This is a genomic window from Rheinheimera sp. UJ51 (genome assembly GCF_020819615.1).
In the GTDB taxonomy this organism is placed as follows: domain Bacteria; phylum Pseudomonadota; class Gammaproteobacteria; order Enterobacterales; family Alteromonadaceae; genus Alishewanella; species Alishewanella maricola.
The window spans coordinates 229374-254253 of sequence record NZ_JAJHOG010000003.1 but is presented as its reverse complement, the minus strand read 5'-3'; the positions used below and the strand labels follow the sequence as shown (position 1 = coordinate 254253).

Sequence of the window (24880 nt, the reverse complement as noted above, 5' to 3'; positions counted from 1 at the left end):
ATGAAAAATACAATAAGAAAAATAATAGAAAAAACAGTTATCCATTTCCAAATAGATAAACTAATCTTGCGATTACTGCCAAATGGTTTATATGTTTTCAATTTTCACCGCATTGGTTCAAAACAAGATAGTGAGTTTGCAAGGGATGTATTTTCTTGCTCGGAAACTGCTTTCGAAAAAATAATAATTGATATAAAACAAAACTTTAGGATCGTTACTACTAACGAACTAGAACAAAAGCTTCAATATAAAAAAAATATCGATGAACGATTAGCATTAATTACTTTTGACGATGGATACATTGATAACTACACAGTCGCTTACCCAATTTTAAAAAAACACGAAGTCCCTGCACTTTTCTTCCTTTCAACATCACTAATTAATTCAAAAAAAATTGCTTGGTGGGATGAAATAACATTCATGCTGCGCCGCAGTGTCGGGAGTACGGTAACTTTGCCGGATAATTCATCAACTATGTTACTTGATGAAAATATTATTGAGAGTCAAATTCAACATTATATTCAAAACACAAAACGACAGAGAAAAAACAACATCCCAAAAGTTCTTGAAGAATTACACAACGCATTACCTAAACAAGCAGAATTATTAAAAAACACACCCTCATTATTTATGTCATGGCAAAACATTAAAACGATGACCGCTAACAATATGGAAATAGGCTCGCATACTGTCAGTCATCAAATTTTAACAAGCCTAGCAGAGGATGAACAAGAATATGAAATTACTAGATCCAAACAAATTATTGAAGAGGAAATAGCATCAACAATTTCTGCTTTTGCTTACCCTGTTGGAAGCTCATACTGTTATAACGATACATCGAAAAAACTTTGCCAAAAAGCTGGATACTTATTCGCTTTTAACAATCAATCCGGTATCAATAAAACACTAAATGATCCTTTCAATTTATACAGAATCTGTATAGACAATGATAACTTACATAAATTTCGATTTAAAATATGGATAAATCGAAAATGAACAATCAAAAATTAAATATTCTTCATGGAGTTTCTAGCTTGAATCTTGGTGGTGCAGAAAGACTTGCCATTGATATTTGTCATTTACAGAACAAAGAAGGAACATCCTCATCAATTTATAGTCTAGGTACTGAAAATGATGCATTAGTTAGCGAAGCGAAGAAACTCAATATTAGCGTGACGCATGCTACAGGCAATTCACGTTGGTATAAATACAATCAATTTATAAAACTTGTTAAAAGCAACAACATTACAATATTGCATTTCCACAGCCCTGCACTAATGAAATTTTTACTTCCTGTATTTTGGTTATTACCAAAAGAAACGAAAATAATTTATACAAGACATGGCGCAGCACCTTACGCGACAAAAATCTGGAAATTAATACATCAATTAATCAAGCCTTTTGTAAAGCACATAACATTTGTCTCAAATGATGCACGTGATGTCTTTCATAAAAATCATAATTGGCCTCTATCTTCATCTACCGTTATCAAAAACGGTATTATTGTTCCGCCTAAATCTAAAATTAAAAAAACAGCAGATAATGTTTTAAGACTAGGCTCAATTGGCAGAATGGATCCGATTAAAGGCCAAAAATACCTATTACAAGCCTTAGCTGAGATGACAACAGAACAACAATGTAAATTTGAATTGCATTTTTTCGGACATGGAAGTGAATTTGAAAAACTAAATACATATGCATTACAACATCTTGAATCTATGAAAATAGTTTTTCATGGTATTGTAAAAGACCGGAACCAAATCTACAGTAAAATCGATATTCAAGTTGTGTGTTCTAAAATGGAAGGTCTTTCACTTGCTATTATGGAAGCGATGGCAAATTCTATACCTACTGTTGCAACTAACGTTGGTGGAAATCCTGAACTTATTAATCATAAGACTACAGGTATGTTGTTTGAATACGCAGACACTAAAACACTAAGCAGTATTTTAATTGAGCTATACAACAATAGACATTTACTATACAGCATAGAAGAAAATGCATACAACTTTATAGCTATAGATTATTCACTAAATGTGACTTTAGACAAATATAATAAAATATACTCAACCAATAGCTAACCTTTTATAAAGAAAGGCTAAATAAATTTAGCCTTTCCTTCTATAGAGATTCTACAATATTAGAAACTGTTACCCTATGCTTACCACTAACCGTTAATGCAATATCATCAACATAATAAAAATTAACAAGTAATTCATCACCAACGGTATCAATCAGGCATTGATTAACATAGGTTTCTGCAAAATTAGCATCATACTTTTCAGTTTTAATAATCTTCAAATCAATTTCTGATACAGCATTTTGAATTACTTGAAATTTATCAATACCAACGACATCTTTTAAAATATATATGAAAAATTCGCCTGGTAAAAGGTTGCCTGACTTTGTAACTATCTTATCTAAACGACGGCCATCAATATAAGATAATTGTGAAAATGGAAGACCACACGGACATGGGTTATCTTTAAGTTTTGCTATATCACCATTAACGTAGCGAACTAGCGGCATGCCATAATTATAAAGATCAGTAATGACAATATTTCCAACGTCCTTAGTTGCTAAACCACTATCATCTGTAATTTCTACAACAAGATGATCATCATTAATGTGAAGACCAGTTTTTTCCTTACATTCAGCAGCTATTAGCGTAAACTCTCTACAACCATAGGTATTAAACAACGGGGCTGAAAAAGCTTTCTCTATAACTTCCCTTTGAACATCAAAAAGAGGCTCTGCACCAACGATCAGCCATTTAACCTTTGCAACTTGAACATTATTATCAACTATATATTTAGCAATCTCATACAGAGGCCCAGTATAAGCAACAATACCATCTGGTTTAAAATCATTAACAGCATCAACATAGGTCTGGATATTATCCTTTGACATAGAAAAAACATTCAGTATTTTTCTATTATAAAACCAGTTATAAAGTGCATCTTTAATTTTATGCCCTTTTAACAGACTTCCAACCGGTGTTCCCCAAAAGTAAAGCGTCTTATCACCAGTCTTACTGCCTGACCAGCCATATCCTCGCCAGATGACTCCCTGCCTACGATTGTAATTTTCTCTGTCATGCTCAAATTTGAACGGAGCACCAGTAGAACCACCAGAGGTTTTTGTTATGTTAATACCTTCATGAGTAGAAGCTCGTAACTGATCGTAATTTTCACGGATAATACTTTTTGTTAATAATGGAATTTTCTCTAGATCGGCAACGGTCTGAATGTCTGAAGGTTTAAAACCAAGTTCATCCCATTTAGAGCGATAATAGGCCACATTACTATAGCAATGCTCAAGTAAATCTTTTAAAGCTTTAAGTTGCTGGACTTTCAATTCGTCACGGCTTACAGTTTCATTTTGCATATATTTGCGGTAATAAGAAAAAGTTTTCCGCCGCTTAATTATACCTTCATAAAATGGATACAAAACGTTAAAAAAAATCTTTTGATAAAGCATATGTCTTATCCTATTTAGGAAATAGCTACAAAGTAATTAAGGCTTAATGTATGTTTTATATAGCAATAGAAGTATAGCTACAATACTCAGAAAGCTAAAGATTAATCAAGAAAAGGCTGCAAAGATGATTAAAATAACTAAATTTTTAATTTTGTCTTTATTAATAATGGCATGTACAAAAGTTGAAAGTTTTGAAACCATAATAAAATTAAAGCTCGATTCAGACATTATTGGTAAAAAAAATGAAGTGATAACTTTCGGTTTGCCTTTAGCAAGATCGAGTATTTACGACATCAAAGATATTAGCGTTTTTTATAACGGAACTGAGCAAAATATTTATATAGAAGAAGGCTTACGCTGGCACTGGTTAGATAACTCTTTACGTTCAGTAACTATCCAATTAACAAATTTTAACATGAGCAATCAATTAAATGAAACTGAACTGATCATAAAAAAACACACTCATCAAGCAACAAGGATACCCAAGAAAACACCACCAGAACAAGGCTGGGTAAAAGCCGGCGCTGATAAGTTTTACTTGTATTATCCGAGAGTATTCGCGCTACATGATCCGTTTTATCTTTCAACAACCGACATAGTGCCTCCTTACAACGTTATATCTAAAAGACAACCGCAACTGAAATCATTGATTGGAAAAAAATTCAAACGTTTAGTACAAAAGTTAGATTACAACGCGAGTACAAATGGGGAATGGTTATTTGACAGATCATCCGCATTATTTAAAGCCTATCTAAATACTGGCGAATTAACATTTTTAAAAGAAGCCTTTTTATCAAAACAATTTTATTTTTTATATGTCAGAAATGATCAAACAAAACCAGCTCCAAATGGTGGTAGTGGCTGTTGGCAATTTAAGACCGTTGCATGTCAGGACGGTAAATATATTTATACCCAACCCGCAAAATTAGCTTGGGCGTTACTAGGCGATAACAGTCAATGGGACAGCGAATTAATCAGCAATATGGCACTACAAGCTGACCTAGGTAATTACCAGTACAATACCAGAGAACCGATTACCAAAGAGAACCAAGGCTTTACAGAGCGTGCTGCTGGCTTAACCGGTTTAACTGAAGTAATTGCTTATGAAATTAATGCCGATAAAAGAATACTTAATCATTTAAAACAAAGAATACATACTTTGCATCAAATGCAAAACAACGTAAGTGAATGGGAAAAAAATAATGGCTGGACACCTAAGAGTGGCGCGTTTGAACATTCATGGTTAGTACATGAAAACAGAGCAAAAACAAATAATGCTAAAAAAGCAGACACAGATAACTTTAGGTTTTCACCGTGGATGAGTGAAAATATTGCAGATTTTTTATGGCATGCATATCAAATAACTGAACAAGCAAAAATAGCAGATATGCTACAAAAACTTGGTAATGCAATAGACAAGCATGGCTTTGCCTCAACTTACGTTGATGGAGAAGGAATAAATGCTAATTACTTGAGAAGAGCAGGTTTTAAAGCGCGCCTGGCTTGCACAGGTGAAGATAATGACGCTGTTGAGTTACTGTATTCAGCATCAAGCGTGGCAAATAAACAAATAATAGCAGAATACCACAACAAAAAATCGTATACAGATCAACATAATATAGAAGTAATACTTCCTTTATCACTTGCCTATTACTTTTCAATGAATACCAAAGATAAAATAAGATTAGAAGCAAGGATAGAAAAAATACTATTACACTGGTTGGATAACAAAACAAAAGATTGCTCAGGTTCAATTGGAAAGAATTACAGAGCTTTTAACTGGCAATACCGTTCAAATTCTGTTGCTACATGGTTTTGGATTAAGCCGCAGTTTTAGCAAATATAAAATATCATATGACTAATTTTTTTCAGATATCAAAAATAGTAATAAACGTCTTAAATCTTTATTTAATATAAAATAAAACCCAACTAATACTGAGAATAAAGTACAAGTAAATACAGAGAAAACTAGTTCTAACCAAGTCATTTCCATACTGAAAAGTTCAAAGTAGTTATTAGAAAAATAAGTTAGCCAAAAAATCATTTGTGTTTTAACAATTATACTGATACCAATAGTAAACTTAATACCTAAAATTTTGTGTGCAAGAAACACATAACCAAAAACGTGCACCAACAATGACGCTAAGACGCCTCCCCAGACAACACCAGCTAAACCGAATTCATTTCCTAAAATAACTAATAATGTAATATAAATTATCGAAGCTGTAATTTCTAGAAAAGCAATTTTTTGATGTTTAGCGTGGGCTAATAGTAGATGAGATATTGGAGAAACCAACACTTTTAAAAAAAAAGCTAAAACAAAAATATGTAGTAAATCTGCTGATTCGGAAAAATCACTGCCTACCCATAATATTATAAAAGCAGGGCCACATAGCATAACTGGTAAGAAAATCACACAACAGAGCCAAGTGTGTATAAGCATTGAGCTTTGCATCAAAGATTGACTAAGTTCACCTTTCTCTAATTTTCTTATAAGAAAAGGTTGTAAAACACCCGTAATAGTCTGAATCATAGAGTATGCTTGCCGTATTAAACGATCCGCAATTGAAAATATACTAATTGTTACAAGACCAAATAAATGACTAATGAATAACGTTACAGACTTATCTTGTATTAGACGTGAAAGCTCGATAAAAACAACATGCTTTGCGTAGTGGGTTAAGTCAATCAAATCATCTTTGAAATTTATCGGTAAGGACAAAGTCAAACTAGGTTGAATTCGATAGGCAATGATAAATTTTATGATATGTACAGATATGTCAACAAAGAGTGTTATCAACACTAGTGATATAAAACCATAGTTATGTACGAGCATAACCATCAGTATAGCTTTTATTGTTATAGCAACAATAGAAACTTTAGAATCAATATCAAACCTCAAGTGACCACTAAAAATACCATGAAAACAATTCGCTACAAAATCAAATACTAGTTTTATACTCAACAAAAATAAAGCATTAAAAACAGTAGACTGGTTATTTAAGGATACACCTAAAACTAGTGGGTTTATTGCAATGAGCATCACACAAGTAAAAGCGATAATACTTAAGATAAGAAAAATGAAAAATGCACTGCTAAAGATACTATTCAATCGAATTAGGTCATTATTCTCGATTAACTGTGCCATACGACGTTGAATTGCACTTGCGAAACCTAACTCAAAAAAACTTAACAAACCAACACTAGACAAAATGAGTAACCACAAGCCATAGGTTTCTGCACCAAGTGCTTTAATAACAATAGGTGTTACTATAAGCATAGTCACAGCAGCCCAAATTGCCTCTAAAGCTCTGTAGAACGAGCTGCTTATTAATAGACGTTTCAATATTAACTCAATATAGTTATTTATTTTTAGCAATGGGCTTAAAGTGATACTTTAAGTGCAAAATAAACCATTAAAATCATTACCCAAGAAGCTAAACCACACTTAAATGCGAATTTTGTAGTCATTAGTTCTTTAAATTCAGGAACATACTTAAGCACTCTGTAATGTGAAGCAACACTCATTCCCACGAAAATAAAAAGTAATAATATATATGAGCGGCTAAGGAAAAAAGCGGTTACCATAAAAGCAATCATTGAAAAGAATAATGCAGTATTGAGTTTTAATTCATCAAGAATTAAAACTTTTTGAGGATGATTAGCAAAACGTTCAACAGGTAATTTAAAAATTTTATAACCTATATATACCGTTAATGCTAAAGCGCCGCCCCATAAGGTATAACCAATAACGCCGAGTTCTGCAGCAACAAGAATATAAGAATTATGTGCTGTTCGACCATGCCAATCAGCAAAGTTACCTTTACCTATACCGAAAATAGGATTACTTATTAAGTAATGAATGCCATCGTACCAGGCATAAAGACGGCCTCTAGCTGATGCTTCCCCTGAATTTAAACCACCAAACTGAGATAATAGAGTAGCTATTGCTGGACCAGACACGATACCAAATATAATTAAACGTGTACCACCATAACGGAGTAATAAATAAAAACCAAACAAAGCTGCAGTACCCAGTATTGTGCCTCTAGATCCCGTTATGTAAATACCATACAAAAATACTCCAAAAACCGAAAATGATAAAAACTTTGATATAAATCCGCCGTTGTAAAAGAAATAAACTAAAAAAGGAATATTCATTACTAATAACATGCCAAGATCATTAGGATCTTGAAAAATACCAACATATACAATTCTTCTTAAGTCACCACCTACTGCTTGGGTACCAGTCCAACCATATCCATCAATGCTGTTTTGTTGGACCCACCCGTTATGCACCATAAAAAGTGATGCAACAATAGTCACAAACATAATGCTTTTTTGTCTTAAATTTGTTGATATAACTGTGGCAAAAAAGAATAAAGGCAACATCAGATAAAATGCAATATTAAGTGACTCAATAATTCCTTTTGTCCCCCATCCATTCAAAAAACCTGAAATACTGACAATTGGTAATAATGATATTAGTAATGTTTGTTGAGGTGCCCAACGTAAAGGTCGTTGAAAAGAAATTATTAATATAAAACATGCAATTGTCGTTAACATTACAAGAGGAAAATCAGGAAATGTAGTTAAGAAATCTTGTGGTCTTATAAGAACTAATAAAGAGTAAAAAAAAAGTATAAAAAAGACAATACTAGAGTTTTGATTATCAATATCTTTATTAAAAAGCTGGTTTTTATTCAAAATTCTTACTCATTTTTAATTTTACTTGCTTATAAAAATAACTAAATCTATATTGAATCTAGAAGACTAATAAAATTTTTAGCCATTTTTTCTCTTGTATATTTCTTTCGATCAATTTCAACTGTTTTATGAATCGTCAAATTTAACAAACCAAGTTTAATTGAATCAACATTCCCATACTGAGCGAATATTACATTTGGTTCATCCAATGTAAGCAGATGTGTTGAACTGCCTTCATTACTGATAAGTAAAATTGGTTTTTCGAGCGCTAGATATTCAAATATTTTACCAGGTATTTGATTGGTAAAGAGCTCGCCTTGAACTACAATAAGTGCACTACATGCTGCAGAAATCTTTAAAACTTCATCTGAATTCATATAGCTTATAAATTCAATTCGTTCTGAATTATTCATTTTTAGCAATAATTCCTTAGTTGAATTATATGGTTCATCACCAATAAACCTCATTCTCAATGGAATTGATAGTAAATCAATAGCCTCTATAAGTTGATTTATATCCCTGCCATTTTCATAAAAAGAACCCGTATGAACTAGTTCAAAAATTCCATTATTAGGTTTTGTTTGATTAATTGTAGAAGCAATTTCTGAGCAACCATTTTGAATAACGTGTATTTTTTCATGTGCCACTTGTAAATTACTAGATATCATTTCTTTTGTATTTTTAGTAGTAACGCAATTGATCATCGCTTGTTTGGCATAATTGTAAAAACAGCTTTGTTTGCTTTGAGAGCTATCATATAAAAAAGATGGAGGATCTCTGTAATCAGCAACCCATGGTATATCATATTTTTTAGATATAAAAAAGGCAATTGAATGGTTAGATTTACTTGGATAACTTGATATAACCATATCAAAAGATTTTATTTTTTGAAGCGAATTGATTTTTATTTTAGCTAGTACACTCCATAATGAATAATTGTCTAAATATTTAAATGAGGGGATATATCTACGAATTCTCCAAAGAATTTTTCTAATTGGAAAGGAATTAACAGTTACAATCTCCAAATTTTTATGACTGAACATCAGTGAATCGTCAAGAATCGAAAAATGCTCCTTATTTGCAGTAATGACTGTTAGGCGGAAACCATTTTTAACTAATGACTCAGCAATTGCTGAAATCCTGCCCACACCTCCACCACCACAAGGCGGAAATTCACTAGCTATCATTAATACATTTTTTTTCATAAATAAAAATCAACTCAAATTTAGTCATGGTATTATATGATAATAATTAAATTTATTTGATTAATTTTTTTACGATTATCCAAAATTGCAACGGTAACATAATGATCAAAGAATATAAAATAAACTTAGAACTCACAGAAAACATTCATAAAAAGTTATTTAGCGCGTCATTTTTAATGATCTTAACAAGACTACTAGTAAAGTCAATTGGACTAGTTAGTATTGTTATAACTGCTAGACTCCTAACACCGGAAGACTTTGGTTTAATTGCTATAGCAATGGCAATTTATGGCTTTATAGAGTTATTCAGCTCTTTCGGTCTAGCCACTGTACTAATTCAAAAAAGTGATGCAGATGACGATGACTACAATACAGCGTGGACTTTTAAAGTTTTATTTGGCGTTGTCTCTGCTGCTTTGTTGATAATATTATCTCCTTATATAGCAAAGTATTTTGAAGATTTAAGACTCGAAAATTTAATATATCTGATTTCCCTTACCGCACTTTTAAATGGGTTTAGTAATATTGGTGTAATAAATTTTCAAAAGGATCTAAACTTTAAAAAAGAAATGAAATATCAAGTAATCCCAAAATTCATCAATTTTTTTGTTATAGTATTTTTAGCTTATACACTTCAAAGTTACTGGGCTTTGGCTATCGGTATTGTATTTGGAAACTTCATATCTTTTTTAGCAAGTTACCTCATGCACCCACACCGTTCAAAATTCGGCTTGAAATCGGCTAAAAAGTTAATGAGCTTTTCCAAATGGCTGATTCTAAACAACGCGTTATATTATGCAAATGAAAAACTTATCAATTTAGTAATAGGTAAAATGTTAGGAACCTCCGCGGTTGGTTCTTATACTATGACTAATGAAATTTCAACAATTCCCTCAATGGAAGTCGCCGCACCCATCAACAAAGCTTCTTTTCCTGTTTACAGTAAACTCCAATCTAATTTAAAAGAGCTCAGAGTGGCATATCTAAGTACGCTATCTCTTTCAAGTAGTATTACAATACCAGCTGCTATAGGTATTGCTCTTATTGCGCCAAAACTGATTTCAACAGCATTAGGTCAAAGTTGGGTTCATGTTATTTACCTTATGCAACTTCTTGCTGTAGCAAGTTTGTTTTCAGGCTTATACAGCAACATAAGCTATGTTTTTAATGCTTTGGGTAAACCCAAAATCCCTTTTTATTTTGGTGTATGTAAAGTATTTAGCATATATGGTTTTATATACATTCTAGTACCTTTTTATGGAGTTGATGGTGTTGGCTATTCGCTGATTTTAACATCTATAATGATGTTAATTATTACTAAGATAACTTTAAAAAAATTCATAAGAATATCTTTATTTAATATTTCAAAGTCTATATTCAGGCCCGCATTATCAACTTTATTCATGTACATTGCGACATTCTATTTATTATCATTAGAATTATCAACGCCTTTAATAGATTTGCTAACCCAAATAGTAATTTCAGTGATTTTTTATTTAACTTTTTCTTTCTCAATTTGGCATCTTCAAAACAAACCTGACGGCCTAGAAGAAAAATTAATTAGCCTAATTAAGTCCAAAATATTTAAAAAATCACGTTAATATCATCACTCAATACAAAACATAAGAAATAAAAAATTATGATTGAACTGATCATTTTTGATTTGAAAAACTACAAAATAAATGGATTAGATAAGATATGCGAACATTTAAAACCACTAACTGACATTAGTTTTTGCGTTTCTTATTTATGGCTAGACACTTGGATAACTAAAAACATTAACAACTTAGATCTCTTGTATTTAAGCTTGCACTCAAAAGATAATGTTCCTGTAGCATTTTATCCATTATATTTGAAAAAAGTTCATTTTGGTTATGAACTACGCTTTATTGGCACAGGAGAAACTGAAAAAGCTGAAGTAGCTAGTGAGTTCCAAGACTTCATTATTAACCCTTTGTATATTTCAGAATCGCTAAAGCTTTTTACTGAACAGGTTGAGCAACTTAACCGCTGCGTAAAAATTAGTTTTGAACATGTTTTGCCAGATTCCTTATGCATGCAATGGTTGAAAAGCTATAAAAAATTTGGGTGGCAACTCCAAGAGCAGCTCATCGGAAAACGCTTTAGGCTTGATGTTCTTACTAGTGAACAGCAACAAATATCACAATTTCCGCATACTACTTTACGCAGACAAGCACGGCGCTTTACTGAACGAGAAGATGTACAGATCGCATACTGCGATGAAGACTTTAAAATTATGGACTATTTTAATGAGTTGATTGAGTTACATACTTTGCAATGGCAAAAACGTGGTAAGCCTGGGGCCTTTACCACACAAGTTTTTCGGCAGTTTCATTTAGATTTAGCATCTGCTCTGCTTAATAAGAACCAATTACTTTTATTTAAACTTATTATTCAAGAAGAGTGCATCGCTGTTTTTTATGGGTTTTATCATCAGGATACGCTGTATTACTATCAAAGTGGCATTAATGAAAACAGCCCTCTACTCAATACAGGCGTAGCGATGCATCTTATTGCAATGCGTCATGCAAGAGAAAAGCAGATCAAGTTTTATGATTTGATGGCAGGGAAAGCAAACAGTTACAAAGCACAATATGTAAATACAGATACTAAAGTCTATTCGATAAGCTATGTCGCATACTGGTTTTCAGCAATTAAACCACTTAGAAATTTGATGTTGCGAGTAAGAATTTTTTTTAAAAAGGGCTAAATTTATAGCCCTTTCTATATATCAAATACAACGGTTATGCACCTAAAGCCACATACCAAGGCATAGCTATCTTTAGCCCCTGCGCGATACGGTACTCAGGCTGATAACCTAAAAGCTTATTTGCTTTGCTAATATCAGCCTGTGAATGGCGAACATCACCTGCCCGAAAGTCACGGTAAACTGCTGACTTGTCGTAATGTATATTATGCTGCTGAAGGTTTTGTTTGATGGCGGCAAACAACTGGTTTAAGGTGGTTCTATCACCCACTGCCACGTTAAATACTTCACTGCGCGCTAAGGGTGTAACAGCCGCTAAGATATTGGCTTGCACAGCATTGGCAACAAAACAAAAATCGCGGCTGGTTTCGCCATCGCCATTAATAGCCACATCTTCGTTGGCAATCATCGCGGCTGTCCACTTAGGGATAACAGCGGCATATGCACCATTAGGATCTTGTCTTGGGCCAAACACATTAAAATAACGCAAGCCAGTGCAATGAAATTGGTAAGTACGAGAAAACACATCGGCATAAAGTTCATTCACGTACTTGGTTACCGCATATGGCGATAACGGCTTACCAATGTTTTCTTCTACTTTCGGCAGTGCTGGGTGATCCCCGTAAGTTGAACTAGAAGCAGCGTACACAAAAGATTTTACCTTGGCATCTCGTGCGGCAATAAGCACATTTAGAAAACCGCTAATGTTATTAGCATTAGTACGCGCAGGATCGCTAATTGAACGTGGAACTGAGCCCAGTGCCGCTTGATGTAACACATAATCAATGCCTTCACAGGCTTTAGCGCAATCATCACTATTACAAATATCGCCTTGTAAAAATTGAAAACGTTGCCATTGTTCGGCCGTAACTAAGTCTTGCACTTGATCAAGATTACGCTGAAAACCCGTAGCAAAATTATCTAAACCTACTACATACTGATTATGCTTAAGTAACACTTCAAGAAGATTAGAACCGATAAAACCGGCACAACCGGTAATTAACCACCGCTTTGGTTCAGTTAGTAAGTTATTCAGCGCCTGCTGGTAAAACGTCATTATTTATCCTTGAAATTAAAAGCGAAGTTCAACTTTAGCGGGGTCGAGCATATATTTAAGATCATATAACACATGGTTTTCTTTGGTATAAGACAGGATGTGCTCTGTACCGTAATCTTTAAAAGTTTGATGCGCAACAGCCAGTATTACCGCATCGTAGTGCCCTGCTTCTGGCTCGGTAATTAGTTCAATACCATATTCATGCTTAGCTTCAGCAGCGGCTACCCAAGGGTCAAACACATCCGGCAGCATGCCGTAATCTGCTAATTCTTGAACCACATCAATCACTTTAGTGTTACGGATATCAGGGCAATTCTCTTTAAAGGTTAAACCCATTACTAGTACACGGGCACCTTGCACCTGAATGCGTTTTTTTAGCATAGTTTTAACTAAGGAAGACACCACAAACTTTGGCATACCATCATTAATGCGCCGCCCGGCTAAAATCACCTCGGGGTGATAGCCAATAGACTGGGCTTTATGTGTTAAGTAATACGGGTCTACACCAATGCAGTGCCCGCCCACTAAACCAGGGCGAAACGGTAAAAAGTTCCACTTCGTGCCGGCAGCCAGTAACACTTCTTCGGTATCGATATTTAATTTACTAAATATCACCGCTAACTCGTTAACCAGTGCAATATTTAAATCACGTTGAGTATTTTCAATCACTTTCGCTGCTTCAGCCACTTTTATGCTGCTGGCTTTATAAGTACCTGCAGTAATAATGCTGGCATAGACATTATCAACAAATTCTGCCACCTCTGGCGTTGAGCCAGATGTTACTTTTTTTATCGTGGTAACCCGGTGTTCTTTATCACCAGGGTTTATCCGCTCAGGGCTGTAACCTGCAAAAAAGTCTTTATTAAATGTAAGGCCAGATTCGCGTTCAATAATGGGTACACAGTCTTCTTCTGTCGCGCCGGGATACACTGTTGATTCAAACACCACAATATCGCCTGGTTTAATTACTTTGCCTAATGTTTCAGAAGCTTTGATTAGCGGTGTGAGATCAGGTTGGCGATGCCGATCTATCGGCGTAGGCACAGTTACAATAAAAAAGTTAGCAGTTTTTAAAGCTTCGATATTAGAGGAGAACTCAAGATAAGTAGCAGCAGTTAGTTCATCGGTAGAAACTTCTAAAGTGCGATCCTGCCCCGCTGATAACTCATCAATGCGCTTTTGGTGAATATCAAAACCCAATGTAGAATATTTTTTAGCGAATTCAACCGCGAGTGGCAAACCCACATAACCGAGACCAATAATTGCGATCTTAAGCCCTGTTAACGAAAAATTGCTGTCCATATATCATCCTGAATTTGCCAGATACGCTTTGGCACACAAAATATGCTGAGAATTAGGCTAGAATCGCACAAAACCCGCATTTACATTGAAGTTTATAGTCGTTTAGGTTGACACATTCAGCTGTTAAAAAGCAAGCTAAAACATGAAAATCCTGCCTTAGCATGATGTGAATACTGGTTATAAAGTTGTTTTCTTCTAAACACAGGTTTAGGGTTGTATAGCGGTTGCTATGCTTTGTTTATTACCTTAACTTGTAATAGTTAATTTCATTCTTCTAAGTTGGCAACGAGCCTGTGTTATATATTTTTACGAGTTTTTGTCTTTGGTTAGCGCTTTATGCACCTTTGCCGCTAACATGGCAGCCGTTATTTGCGGTATTAGACTATGCGCCACGTTGGCTAGTCTTGCTGTTACTTCCTCTCTGCTTATTCAGAAAAAAGCCGAGTAAATCCTTCATCATTTCAATTGTATTAACTACGATAGCTAATGTTGTGGTTCTATTCGATTTCTCCCTAGCTATGGATCCAAAAGCTAATGTTAATTCAGCTACCCACACCTATAAAATAGCCACCTTTAACGTAGCCAGCGGTCGAGTTAATGCTGCTGCCATCATTGCTTGGTATCAAAACGAAGACCTCGACGCGCTATTATTACAAGAAAGTACCCCGGCGGCATTAAATCAACAACTACCTGCAAACTTAACCTTGGATTGCCACGGCAATCTTTGTTTGTTAAGTCAACATGACTTTCAGGTGGTGAGATATTTAGACAGAAGAGCCTTACAAGGTTGGGGTCATTACGCTGCACACTATTTATTAACTTTGGATGAGGTTGAAGTGGATCTAGTAAACCTGCATTTAAATACGCCTCGACACGGTTTTGAATTACTGCATGCCCCGCTTAGCAATTACTCTGCAATTACTCGAGCCTATAAAAACCAAGTGTTTGAAAGTATGGTTACATCTGAGTTAATAAGTGTTGATCAAGGATTGTCGATGATTGGTGGTGATTTTAACTTAACGCAAAAAAGCCGAATTTATCAACAGTATTGGTCAGAGTGGTCAAACGCTTTTAATAAAGTAGGATTTGGTATAGGGTACACTAAAAATAGTCGGTTATTTGGTAGCCGAATCGATCATATTTTAACAGGCTCAAAAATACGCCCTATACATGCCGAAGTGCAGCAAGCTTTGGGCAGTGATCATAAACCAGTAATACTAGAGTTTGCATTTAAATAACCTAAGCGTAACGCTGTTATTCATTGTATTGTACACCCTTGTAATAAAACCTAGGTTTAACTTATTTTTAAGCCATAATGATGCGTGTTTTAAAGGATTAATATTGTGAAAAATGTGGATACATCTCAAAATGGCATCGCCCGCTACTGGCCGTTATTGTTTATTACTGCTGTTTACTTCGTTTTTTTAGCTGCTAACCCTGCAGTTATCGTCGATCTCAGATCTTTTAGTTTTGATGACGGTACTTATTCTCACGCCTATTTACTGCCGTTTGTTATTGCCTTTTTTTATTGGCAAGCTTGGCAAAACCAGCAGTTATCCCCTAAAACCAACCTAATCTTTTTTGCTTTATTTATTTTGGCTTTATTCGGTTATATGTGGCTGCAATTTGCACAACAAAATGTGCTAAGCCGTGTGTTGTGGCCAATGGTCATTTTGCTGGCACTGCTTAGCTACTTTAGGTTTACTTTGGCGATTATTGTACCTACGGCGCTGCTTTGGTTTATTACCCCCATTTGGGGCAGTATAAACGGTATATTGCAGGATATTTCTGTTGCTGCAGTAAGTTTTATTATGCGTTTTACCACCATCCCTACTTTTGTAGAGGGCAATATGGTGCACATACCGGCGGGTATTTTTGAAATTGCCGATGGCTGCAGTGGCTTACGCTATTTTGTGGTGTCGTTAGCGCTAAGCGTGATATTTTCTTATTTACACTTGAAACGCACTCGCAGTGTTTTACTATTTTTTACGATTGCTATCTTAGGTTCGCTTATTACCAATTGGCTGCGTATTGTCGGTTTAATCTTAATTGGCCACTTCACCGATATGCAAAGCGAAATTATCGCTGATCATAATATGTTTGGCTGGTTTCTTTATATCCCGTTCATTATGCTACTGTTTTACGTTGGCGGTTTTCTCGATAAAACCCAACCAGAAACAATCAACGCTAAGCTTGAAACATCATCTATTAAGTTACCAACTAGCGTTACGGTATTAGCGGTATTATTGGTGTTTTCAACGACAACTTTAAACTTAACCAGTTCGGGACAACTGCTTTACAACATTGCAGCACAACCCACTGAAATACCTGAGCAACCGCTAACTCTCTCTAGCCCAAGCCCTGTAATCGTCACTATTGAACAACAAACTAGTCGCACCTACTCTGAAAACGCTGAGCAGATTGTCTATCGACACTTTATGTTTAGTGGCACCGAGGCCAGCCGTAACCCTAATTATTATTTAAACGATGTTATTCCTCAAGGCTGGAAACAGATTGCCACAGAGTACAGCAGTTTAGGCCAATGGCGCCGCTTGCAAGATCCCTTTGGTAGGGAAGCATTGGTATTATATTGGTATCAACTTGGTGATAACCGAATTACCTCTGAGGGGCAATATCGAATGGCACGATTGAAACAGGCGCTGGTATTAAAACGTGCATCGGACTTACATTGGTACTTTACACCATGTTCTAGCCCAAACTGTACATTAGACAAAGAACGCATCAAAGCCATACTTTAAACACCAATTTACAACGGCTTGGTTATTTAAGCGCCAGTTGTTTCAAATTAAATAAGCGCTGGATGAGCAATATCCTCAAACAGCAAAAGTGTTTGTCAGTGTGTTATATCGTTGTCACTGACAAAGCTTACGATTTCGCTTTCTCGAAGGAGTGTAAAATGAAAACCCCAAAACTTGTCACCAGCTTAGTGTTTTTAGCCGTGTTAGCCGCCTGTAGTAAGAAGACACCTGATGAACACTACAATGCAGCCCAAGATTTTATTAACCAAGCGCAGTATGCCGCGGCAGCCATTGAACTGCGCTCGGCGATTCAACAAGCCCCTGAAGATGCCCGTTTGCGCGCGGCATTAGCGGAAACAATGCTAAAAAGTGGTGATAGTGTAACCGCAGAACGTGAGTTTGAGCGTGCTTTGCAATATGGCACACCGATAGCAGATATTGCGCCACTCTTAGTAAAAAGCTATTACCTTAATAATAACTTTGAACAGGCTGCAAATTTTGATTTAGCGGGTACAGCGCTCAGTGTAGCCGACAGTGCACTATTGGATACTTACCGCGCGTTGTCCTTGATAAGTATGAGTGATGCGCCCGCAGCCTTTAGTTTGTTCGAGGCTCTCAGTACATCATCACAAGCTGATGCGGCGGCTTTTGCTAAAGCGAATGTTACAGCATCAAAGCGTCAATATGATGAAGCGTTTGCTGCAATAGAAACTATTACAGCAGACAGCCCATTATTTGATGAGAGCATGTATTTTAAAGCCAAACTTTATGCCTCGCAGCAGCAAGATGCGGAGGCGGCCGCTGCATTTGAGCACTATGTGAAAAAAGTGCCCACCGCTACTTTGGCAAAATTGCTGCTTGCGCAAACCTATGTGCGGATGCAGGACTTTACCAAAGCCGAGCCACAGCTCGATGCTTTGCTAAAACAATTTCCGCAGCAACCTTATGCCAACCATTTACTGAGTATCATTAAGTATGAAAAAGGTGAATTAGAACTGGCTAAGCAATTCAGTGAAAACGCCGTACGCTTTGGTATGACAATTCCAGAAAGCCGCATTATTGCAGCCATGTCAGCTGCTAGATTAAATCAAAATGCACAAGCATTAAATATGCTAGAGCCTATTGCAAGCGAGCTGCAACGTTTCCCGGCTGCGCAACGTTTATATGCTGTATTACAACTTAATGCTGGTCAAGGTGAGCGTGCCGCAGAAATATTAAGCAGTTTACCGGTTGAAGAGCAAAATATAGAGTTATTAGCGCAAACCGCATTTCAACTTCTTCGGCAAGGCAATGACAAATCAGCTGATTTACTACTACAAAACTATCAGAATAATCACAGTCAAGACTCATCCAGCTTAGCTACCTTAGCCAGCATTCGATTAAATATCGAAGGTCAACGCCCTGGCGCTATTGAAGATTTAGAAAAAGCCTTACAGCTCGATCCTGCCATGGATGATGCTCGCATGCGGCTGATCACCGCATATATAGAAGAAAAACGTTTTGCTGAAATAGATCGCTTAACCGAGCAATGGCAAGCGGATCCTAAAACGCGGACCGCGGCTTTTAATATCAAGTCGTATGTGGCCTTGCTACAAGGTGACTTTGAAAAAGCGAATGAATTTAATACATTGGCTGCTGCCGAAACACCGGATAACCCCTTTGTAGGATATATTCAAGCCGTATTATTATCTCAAAAACAAGACCTTAGCGCTGCAACAAAACGTATTGAGCAAGTTATTGTGGCAACACCAACCTACCTGCCTGCTTTAGAGTTTTACTACAGTATCAACCGTGGCAAAGATGGCCAAAATAAAGCCAAACAAAAAATAGAACAGATCTATACGGCGAATACGCAAAACTTTGCACTTCGCTTGTTAATGGCTCAGATCTATACTGATAACCAACAGTTTGATAAAACGGCAGAATTACTGAGTGCTATTGATGCAGAGCTACCTAATTTACCGCCACTGCATTATTTATTATTAATTGATGCACATCAAAATACCGGTAAACAAACATTGGCGCTGCAATTGGCTGAGAAATGGTATCGTAAAAACGAAAAAAATCCGCAAGCGGCGTTTTCATATGCCAATGCACTTACCTCGAATAAAGAGTTCAATAAAGCACTGGATATCATAAACACTTTATCTGTTAGTTATCCTGACAACCCGCGTTTGCAATTGGCACAAATTCGCTTGCTAAGTGAGTTGAAACGCTACACCCAAGCCATTAGCCGAATTAATACGCTACCTGAAGAATTAAAAAAATCAGGCGAAGTGCAATACATTTTGGCTCAGTTGTATATGTCAACCTCGCAACCTAAAGAGGCAAGCAGCGCTTTAAAAGCCAGTTATGCCGCTAACCCTACTGCACTGACAGCTGTGTATCTAGTAGATGAAATTGCCAAAACCTCAGTAAATGAGGCTATTGCTTTTATTGATAAACACACTGAAGTACATGGCCGTGATAATGGGTTAATTACCTTCAAAGCTAATTTGTTAATTGAGCAAGACGCAGATCAAGCCATGTCGTTATTTGCAGAAATTGTTCAAGATGCCCCCAACTTAGTAACATTAAATAACTATGCGTGGTTACTGATAGAGCGTAATCAGTTTGCTAAAGCTGAACCTCTAGTTAAGCAAGCCCTACAAATGGCACCAAACCATCCTGATATTCTGGATACCTTTGGTTTGTTACTGCTGCGGAAAAAAGACTATGCCGCTGCTGTCGGCCAGTTTGAAAAGTCTTTAGCTATTCGACCCGATGCCACTGATGTTCAACTACATTATGTAGAGGCATTAATTGCTGACAATAAAATGACGAAAGCTAGCAGCGTGCTCAGAACGGTGAGTGATGCACCAGAATACCAAGACAAAAAAGCTGAGTTACAACGTAAAATAACTAATTAACACTATTATTAAACAAAAAGGCACCGTAATACTCACCTCATCAAAGGTTTGTTAAAGGTTTGTTTCGGTGCCTTTTTTGTTGTTGTCTCTAAGCTTTCGTTCCTAAACTACACATAAGCGCTTAAACAGGTTTAACAAATAACTAGTTTTGCTCAGCCACGTTGTTGCTTATAGCCTTTCTTTCGATATTTAAGAATAAGCTTTCCAATGCCAGCAACTTATCTAAGTTTTCTTACACTTCAACGGTAATACCCTTCGTTACAAGCAAGTATATTTACGAACCCATTATTTTAACTCAAAGCAAAACTGCTTTAGGAAATATCAGTTTAGTTAGCTAAACATTGAAACCAAAGAAACGATGTCATTAAATAGAGATTGTGCGATGGCTAAATCGTCATGGCTAAAGCTCTAAGCATACTAGATCAAGACGCTGGTTTAGTGATTTAACTAAAGGTATTAAGGCAGGCGCTTAAATAAGATTACAACTTAAGTGATTGTATATTATGGCGTGAATAAGAAATTAAAACGGCATTAAGATAAGAATTTAACAAAGCAAATTAGTAAAGGTGCAACGAAAAATGCATACCGTAAGCTGTTTTTATTATTAAGAAACATATATAAAAAAATCCGGCAACCTGTGCCGGATTTTTATCATCTAATTAAAGATATTATGCAGTATCTTTGTTTTTACGACGAGCTGAGAAACCCATGCCCATTAAGCCTAAGCCTAAGATAGCTAATGAAGCTGGTTCTGGAACGAAAGCTACATCAACAGAAGTTAAAGTAGTTGTGCGACATAGGTCACCAGCAACCGCTCCTGCTTTAAATGTACCATTAGAGTTTTTACAAGCAGCAGCAGTAGGTTGATTTTGTAAACCAGAGATATCGCTGGTAGCAAGAGCAAAAATAATTTCATTGTTTACTATTTGCTCAAAAAAATCACCGTTGTAATCATAAAATACGTTATCAGCTACTGATAAAACTTGACCTGTAATGCCAATACCAACTTTACCATTCGTTATAGTAGATGCAGTAGAACCTGTTATACCAATATCCATTACATTACTACAAGCTGAAGTTGCAATTGAACAGATCGAAAATGAAACTAAGCCGCTGTCAAAAGTACCTAAAAAGGTGTTAGGTGCTGTTGGAAGAACAACAGCTGTACCTGATAAATTCCAACTAACTTTCATTGTCCAAACAGAATTAAAACCACCTGTAGTAGAAGCTAAAAATAAAGGATTTAGTGCTATTACGTTCGTTGAACCAACGTCTTTAACTACATCACCATTCTGAATACCAAGACCTGGATTTGAAGGCGTGTAAATCGATAAAGGATTGAATGAACCTAAAGTCATAGATTCAAATAAACCAGTCATGCTAGCACCTGGGCCAACAATTGATGAAGCATCGATACTAATTTTTGCAGCTTGTGCATTACTAGCAAATAAACCTGCAGCCATTACGGTTGCTAAAACTGTGAACTTTTTCATTTTTTGTTCCTTTCAAAAAAGTAAGTAACTCTTCCTAGTTAATGCACAACGCGTGCCAAAAATAAAAAGCAAATATAAACAATAACTTAAAAAATCCAGCTTAAAATCAAAACAAAATCTGTAAATTATCCTGACAAAAACAGCCGTTCTGAGAGATTTTCTCAAAGCAGTTAAGTCGATATTGCTGGTTAAATGAGCGATTTTTCAGAGCAAAAAGTAATAAGCCTTCTTCAACAACAATAAAGCTGTTTATCCATTTTTGCTAACCCAGAGTTCGAACTAATAATACAAAATACGGTATTGTCTGTAAGACTAAACGCTAACACAGCGATGTTTAAAATGGTTTTTTGGGGCTACATCGTTCTGCTAAACGCCGCGCAGTAGCGGCATTTAGCAGCGTTTAATTATCGGTGACTTTCGCTCTTATTTTTTCAGAACGATACGGCGGGCGATAAACAACATAATGCGCGGCAGCAAACCTTTATTACCAAAAGGCCGCCATGTTTTGGCAAATTTATTGCGGTAAGCATCAAAATGCAATCCAGAAGGAGCACTGATAACTGGCCCACGTTTTAACAAGATTTTTAAAGTGTTGGTAATAGCAATACCGGAGCACAATTTAACCGCCATGGCAGTTGAAGGGCCCCGCTCTTCTCGAAAATTAACGCGGCTGTCATCAACCAAGTAATCGCGTTGTAACATTGCGGGCGATACGCCAACTAAAAAACGTAGGAGTTGTTCTTCACGGCTGTGGTTTTCAAAACAAAAGTATTGTTCAAAGCTCATTTTACCTGGCATAAAGCTTAAAAAAGCGCAGCCCATACCTAAAGGTGCTGCCGTAACAACGGGTATGCCGAGCTCTTCACAGCGTTTAAAAACCAATTTGCGGGCATCTAAAGCAAAAAAATCTAAGCTATCAACGTAAATATCGGCACCAGCCAAGAATGCATCTACATTTTCAGCCGTTACCCCTTGCTCAAAACACGTTAATTCAGCATCTGGATTAATTTCGGCGGCCATTCTCGCCATCACAGCTAATTTATCTTCATCAATAGTGTGGATGTTAGCACCGGCCTGTCGGTTAAAATTATGCACATCGAACTGATCAAAATCAGCCAAACTGAAACGTTGCACCCCCAAACGACATAATGTGAGTAAATGCTCACCACCTACCCCGCCTAACCCAGCAATCGCCACTTTGAAGTGTTTGAGCTGTTGTTGCTCGGTTTCTGTAACCCAACCGAGATTACGAGAAAACGCGCGGTTATAATCAAACATACCCTTTCCTTGTTAAACGAATAGCTTAAAGACTCCAGCCTAGTAAGCGTTCATTGGGTTCTAACAACATTTCTTCTGATAACTCACCAAATAACTCGTGTTCTACCGATTTTAATAATGATTGATAGCCACCACTTAGTGTCTTACGTAATTCACGTGAATCGATAAAATAAGCTGCGCGTAAACCGTGATATTCGACCGCATCGCCGAGTTGATGAAATTTAATCCCTACGTAACTTAAACTTTTTGCTAAGCGAGGCTCCATCATCACAAAACCATAATAGCGTTTGGTTTTATAAGACATCGCAGCAGCAGACATATACAAACAAATGGCAATATAAGGGAAGCAGCGTAATTCTGTGGCTGAAAACGTAGTGTGATCAATGGCACCCGTAGCCGCGCCCGCAAAGTTATCGACCGCCCGTTTTCGAAATGCGGCGGGTACCGCTAAGCGAGATATTTCACAGATCTCTTCTCGGGCAAAACGCCCTGGGAAAATATGTTTATCAGTAATGGCATGCGCGCAATATTTTTCGATAGGTAATAATTCTTCTGGCTGGCGAGAGTATATTAAGCGCACGGTTCCTGCGAGTTGCTTTGAAGATAAGTGTCTAACAAAACAATGAATAGCGTGTTCATCAAAATCATCTTTTTCTTGGTGTACGGAATTGGTTTGTTCAAATTGTAATTCTTCACAATAAACTTGGTGCCGTAAACGGTAAACTTCTTCTCTTAAGGCATGGCTATTAGCAATGGTTGGCTGTAAATAGTGAGAAAAATGCTCAGATATATTTTTAGCATCTTTACTGGCGAGCGAAGATATCGCTTTTTTTACTACGCCCCCAATAACCGGATTATCTGCAAAGCTGCTGATTTTTTTCATTATATCCTCTATTTACAATCTCAATTCGCTGCTTAGCAACGCGCAAAGCAATCATCTAGGCTATGTCGATCACTTTACCTTGCTATGGAATTTTACTTGCCTATATACCTACCTTATAAATCAGCCATCTATAAGCAGCAACAATTAATTTAGCGTTAAACAATATTTCTTGAGTGAGTTATGCGGCTGCAAACGCAAAATTAATTTTATCGTCTCTCTTTTGTAGTATGGTGTAGAAACAGCGTTTTTTCCTAGCTCTGCCAGGCAAAAATTAGCATAGTAAGATAATATTAGCTCAATTAAGGATAATACTGATGGTAATTAAGATGCATTTGTACCGATTTTTTTTACTTTGTATATTGGCTTTATTTTCTTCGATGAGCAATGCACAGTTAGTTGACGTTATTAAAAAAATAAAACCTTCGGTGGTAGCGATAGGCATATATAACCCGACCGCCTCACCACGGATACAGTTAGTGGGTACAGGCTTTGTTATTAGCCCAGGTAATCTAGTGGTCACCAATTATCACGTAGTCAGCCGCGGCTTAGATGAAAGTAAAATGGAGACATATGTGGTGTTATCGGGCTCGGTGCAGCAAGTCAAACAACACCAGATCACCTCGCGCCGCTTGGCACCTGAGCATGATCTGGCATTGTTAAGCATCGACAACCAATTACCCGCTGTTACATTAAGTAGCCAAAGCGAACTGGCACCGGAAGGGCTTGAAATTGCATTCACCGGTTATCCTATTACCAGTGTGTTAGGGCTTTATCCAGCAACCCACCGAGGCATTATCGCGGCACATTCGCCCATTATTATCCCGGCTGATCAAGCCAGCCAACTACATGCAGCCGCTTTACGGCAGCTGCGCCAACCTTACTTAATTTACCAGCTTGACGCGGTGGCATATCCCGGCAACAGCGGCAGCCCGCTGTATAATGCGGCTAACGGTGAGGTCATTGGCGTTATTAACCAAACCTATATCAAAGCCAGTAAAGAATCTGTGTTATCCGATCCCAGTGGCATCAGTTACGCTATTCCTGCCAAATATATTCAACAATTAAAATCTAACTGATAA

At 36.5% G+C, this 24880-nt stretch carries 18 protein-coding genes; 9 read left to right on the top strand and 9 right to left on the bottom strand.

Annotation, left to right across the window (positions count from 1 at the left end; translation table 11 throughout):
- Both LMJ53_RS05165 and LMJ53_RS05160 read left to right on the top strand, forming a co-directional pair.
- Window positions 1–996: a polysaccharide deacetylase family protein gene (locus LMJ53_RS05165; protein WP_229585112.1), complete on the top strand. Its 996-nt coding sequence runs from the start codon at window positions 1–3 to the stop codon at window positions 994–996.
- Window positions 993–2081 carry a glycosyltransferase family 4 protein gene (locus LMJ53_RS05160; protein WP_229585111.1) on the top strand — a complete coding sequence of 363 codons (1089 nt, stop codon included), beginning with the start codon at window positions 993–995 and terminating at the stop codon, window positions 2079–2081. The genes LMJ53_RS05165 and LMJ53_RS05160 overlap by 4 nt, the downstream gene beginning before the upstream one ends.
- Window positions 2082–2121: 40 nt before the next feature.
- Here LMJ53_RS05160 and LMJ53_RS05155 read toward each other — a convergent pair whose 3' ends face one another.
- The gene (locus LMJ53_RS05155) at window positions 2122–3480 is read right to left on the bottom strand and encodes a phenylacetate--CoA ligase family protein (protein WP_229585110.1); all 1359 of its coding nucleotides are present in this window, start codon (window positions 3478–3480) and stop codon (window positions 2122–2124) included.
- A 124-nt stretch (window positions 3481–3604) separates the two neighbouring features.
- Between LMJ53_RS05155 and LMJ53_RS05150 the strand changes: the two genes are divergently transcribed.
- Window positions 3605–5317 (top strand): hypothetical protein, encoded by a 1713-nt coding sequence (locus tag LMJ53_RS05150; RefSeq protein WP_229585109.1) that lies wholly within the window; start codon window positions 3605–3607, stop codon window positions 5315–5317.
- A gap of 21 nt (window positions 5318–5338) precedes the next feature.
- Here the strand turns inward: LMJ53_RS05150 and LMJ53_RS05145 are convergent, their stop codons facing one another.
- The 3 genes from LMJ53_RS05145 to LMJ53_RS05135 are packed head-to-tail and all read right to left on the bottom strand — an operon-like array spanning window position 5339 to window position 9392.
- Complete coding sequence (locus tag LMJ53_RS05145) at window positions 5339–6826, bottom strand: oligosaccharide flippase family protein (RefSeq protein WP_229585108.1); 1488 nt, start codon at window positions 6824–6826, stop codon at window positions 5339–5341.
- Window positions 6827–6864: 38 nt separating this feature from the next.
- Window positions 6865–8187: an O-antigen ligase family protein gene (locus LMJ53_RS05140; RefSeq protein ID WP_229585107.1), complete on the bottom strand. Its 1323-nt coding sequence runs from the start codon at window positions 8185–8187 to the stop codon at window positions 6865–6867.
- A 47-nt stretch (window positions 8188–8234) separates the two neighbouring features.
- A complete protein-coding gene (locus LMJ53_RS05135) occupies window positions 8235–9392 on the bottom strand; it encodes a glycosyltransferase (protein ID WP_229585106.1) in 1158 nt (385 codons plus the stop codon).
- A 101-nt stretch (window positions 9393–9493) separates the two neighbouring features.
- Here LMJ53_RS05135 and LMJ53_RS05130 point away from each other — a divergent pair, with 101 nt between their 5' ends.
- Both LMJ53_RS05130 and LMJ53_RS05125 read left to right on the top strand, forming a co-directional pair.
- Window positions 9494–10993 carry a lipopolysaccharide biosynthesis protein gene (locus tag LMJ53_RS05130; RefSeq protein WP_229585105.1) on the top strand — a complete coding sequence of 500 codons (1500 nt, stop codon included), beginning with the start codon at window positions 9494–9496 and terminating at the stop codon, window positions 10991–10993.
- A gap of 38 nt (window positions 10994–11031) precedes the next feature.
- Window positions 11032–12123, top strand: coding sequence for a GNAT family N-acetyltransferase (locus LMJ53_RS05125; protein WP_229585104.1), 1092 nt, complete (start codon window positions 11032–11034; stop codon window positions 12121–12123).
- A gap of 34 nt (window positions 12124–12157) precedes the next feature.
- Here LMJ53_RS05125 and LMJ53_RS05120 read toward each other — a convergent pair whose 3' ends face one another.
- Both LMJ53_RS05120 and tviB read right to left on the bottom strand, forming a co-directional pair.
- Window positions 12158–13177 (bottom strand): SDR family oxidoreductase, encoded by a 1020-nt coding sequence (locus LMJ53_RS05120; RefSeq protein ID WP_229585103.1) that lies wholly within the window; start codon window positions 13175–13177, stop codon window positions 12158–12160.
- Window positions 13178–13192: 15 nt separating this feature from the next.
- Complete coding sequence (gene tviB / locus LMJ53_RS05115; protein ID WP_229585102.1) at window positions 13193–14479, bottom strand: Vi polysaccharide biosynthesis UDP-N-acetylglucosamine C-6 dehydrogenase TviB; 1287 nt, start codon at window positions 14477–14479, stop codon at window positions 13193–13195.
- Window positions 14480–14883: 404 nt separating this feature from the next.
- Between tviB and LMJ53_RS05110 the strand changes: the two genes are divergently transcribed.
- From LMJ53_RS05110 to prsT, 3 genes are all read left to right on the top strand, one after another.
- A complete protein-coding gene (locus tag LMJ53_RS05110; RefSeq protein WP_229585101.1) occupies window positions 14884–15717 on the top strand; it encodes an endonuclease/exonuclease/phosphatase family protein in 834 nt (277 codons plus the stop codon).
- 105 nt (window positions 15718–15822) lie between these two features.
- Entirely contained in the window at window positions 15823–17238 is a 1416-nt protein-coding gene (gene xrt, locus LMJ53_RS05105) for an exosortase (RefSeq protein ID WP_229585100.1), read from the top strand.
- 158 nt (window positions 17239–17396) lie between these two features.
- Window positions 17397–20147 carry an XrtA/PEP-CTERM system TPR-repeat protein PrsT gene (prsT, locus tag LMJ53_RS05100; protein ID WP_229585099.1) on the top strand — a complete coding sequence of 917 codons (2751 nt, stop codon included), beginning with the start codon at window positions 17397–17399 and terminating at the stop codon, window positions 20145–20147.
- Window positions 20148–20815: 668 nt separating this feature from the next.
- Here prsT and LMJ53_RS05095 read toward each other — a convergent pair.
- From LMJ53_RS05095 to LMJ53_RS05085, 3 genes are all read right to left on the bottom strand, one after another.
- A complete protein-coding gene (locus LMJ53_RS05095; protein WP_229585098.1) occupies window positions 20816–21640 on the bottom strand; it encodes a PEP-CTERM sorting domain-containing protein in 825 nt (274 codons plus the stop codon).
- 423 nt (window positions 21641–22063) lie between these two features.
- Window positions 22064–22918, bottom strand: a complete 855-nt coding sequence (locus LMJ53_RS05090) for a ThiF family adenylyltransferase (RefSeq protein WP_229585097.1) — start codon at window positions 22916–22918, stop codon at window positions 22064–22066.
- Between the two features lie 25 nt (window positions 22919–22943).
- Window positions 22944–23801 carry a PEP-CTERM/exosortase system-associated acyltransferase gene (locus tag LMJ53_RS05085; protein ID WP_229585096.1) on the bottom strand — a complete coding sequence of 286 codons (858 nt, stop codon included), beginning with the start codon at window positions 23799–23801 and terminating at the stop codon, window positions 22944–22946.
- A gap of 314 nt (window positions 23802–24115) precedes the next feature.
- On the opposite strand from LMJ53_RS05085, the gene LMJ53_RS05080 reads away from it, so the two are divergent.
- A complete protein-coding gene (locus LMJ53_RS05080) occupies window positions 24116–24877 on the top strand; it encodes a S1 family peptidase (RefSeq protein ID WP_229585095.1) in 762 nt (253 codons plus the stop codon).
- The last annotated feature ends 3 nt before the right edge of the window (window positions 24878–24880 follow it).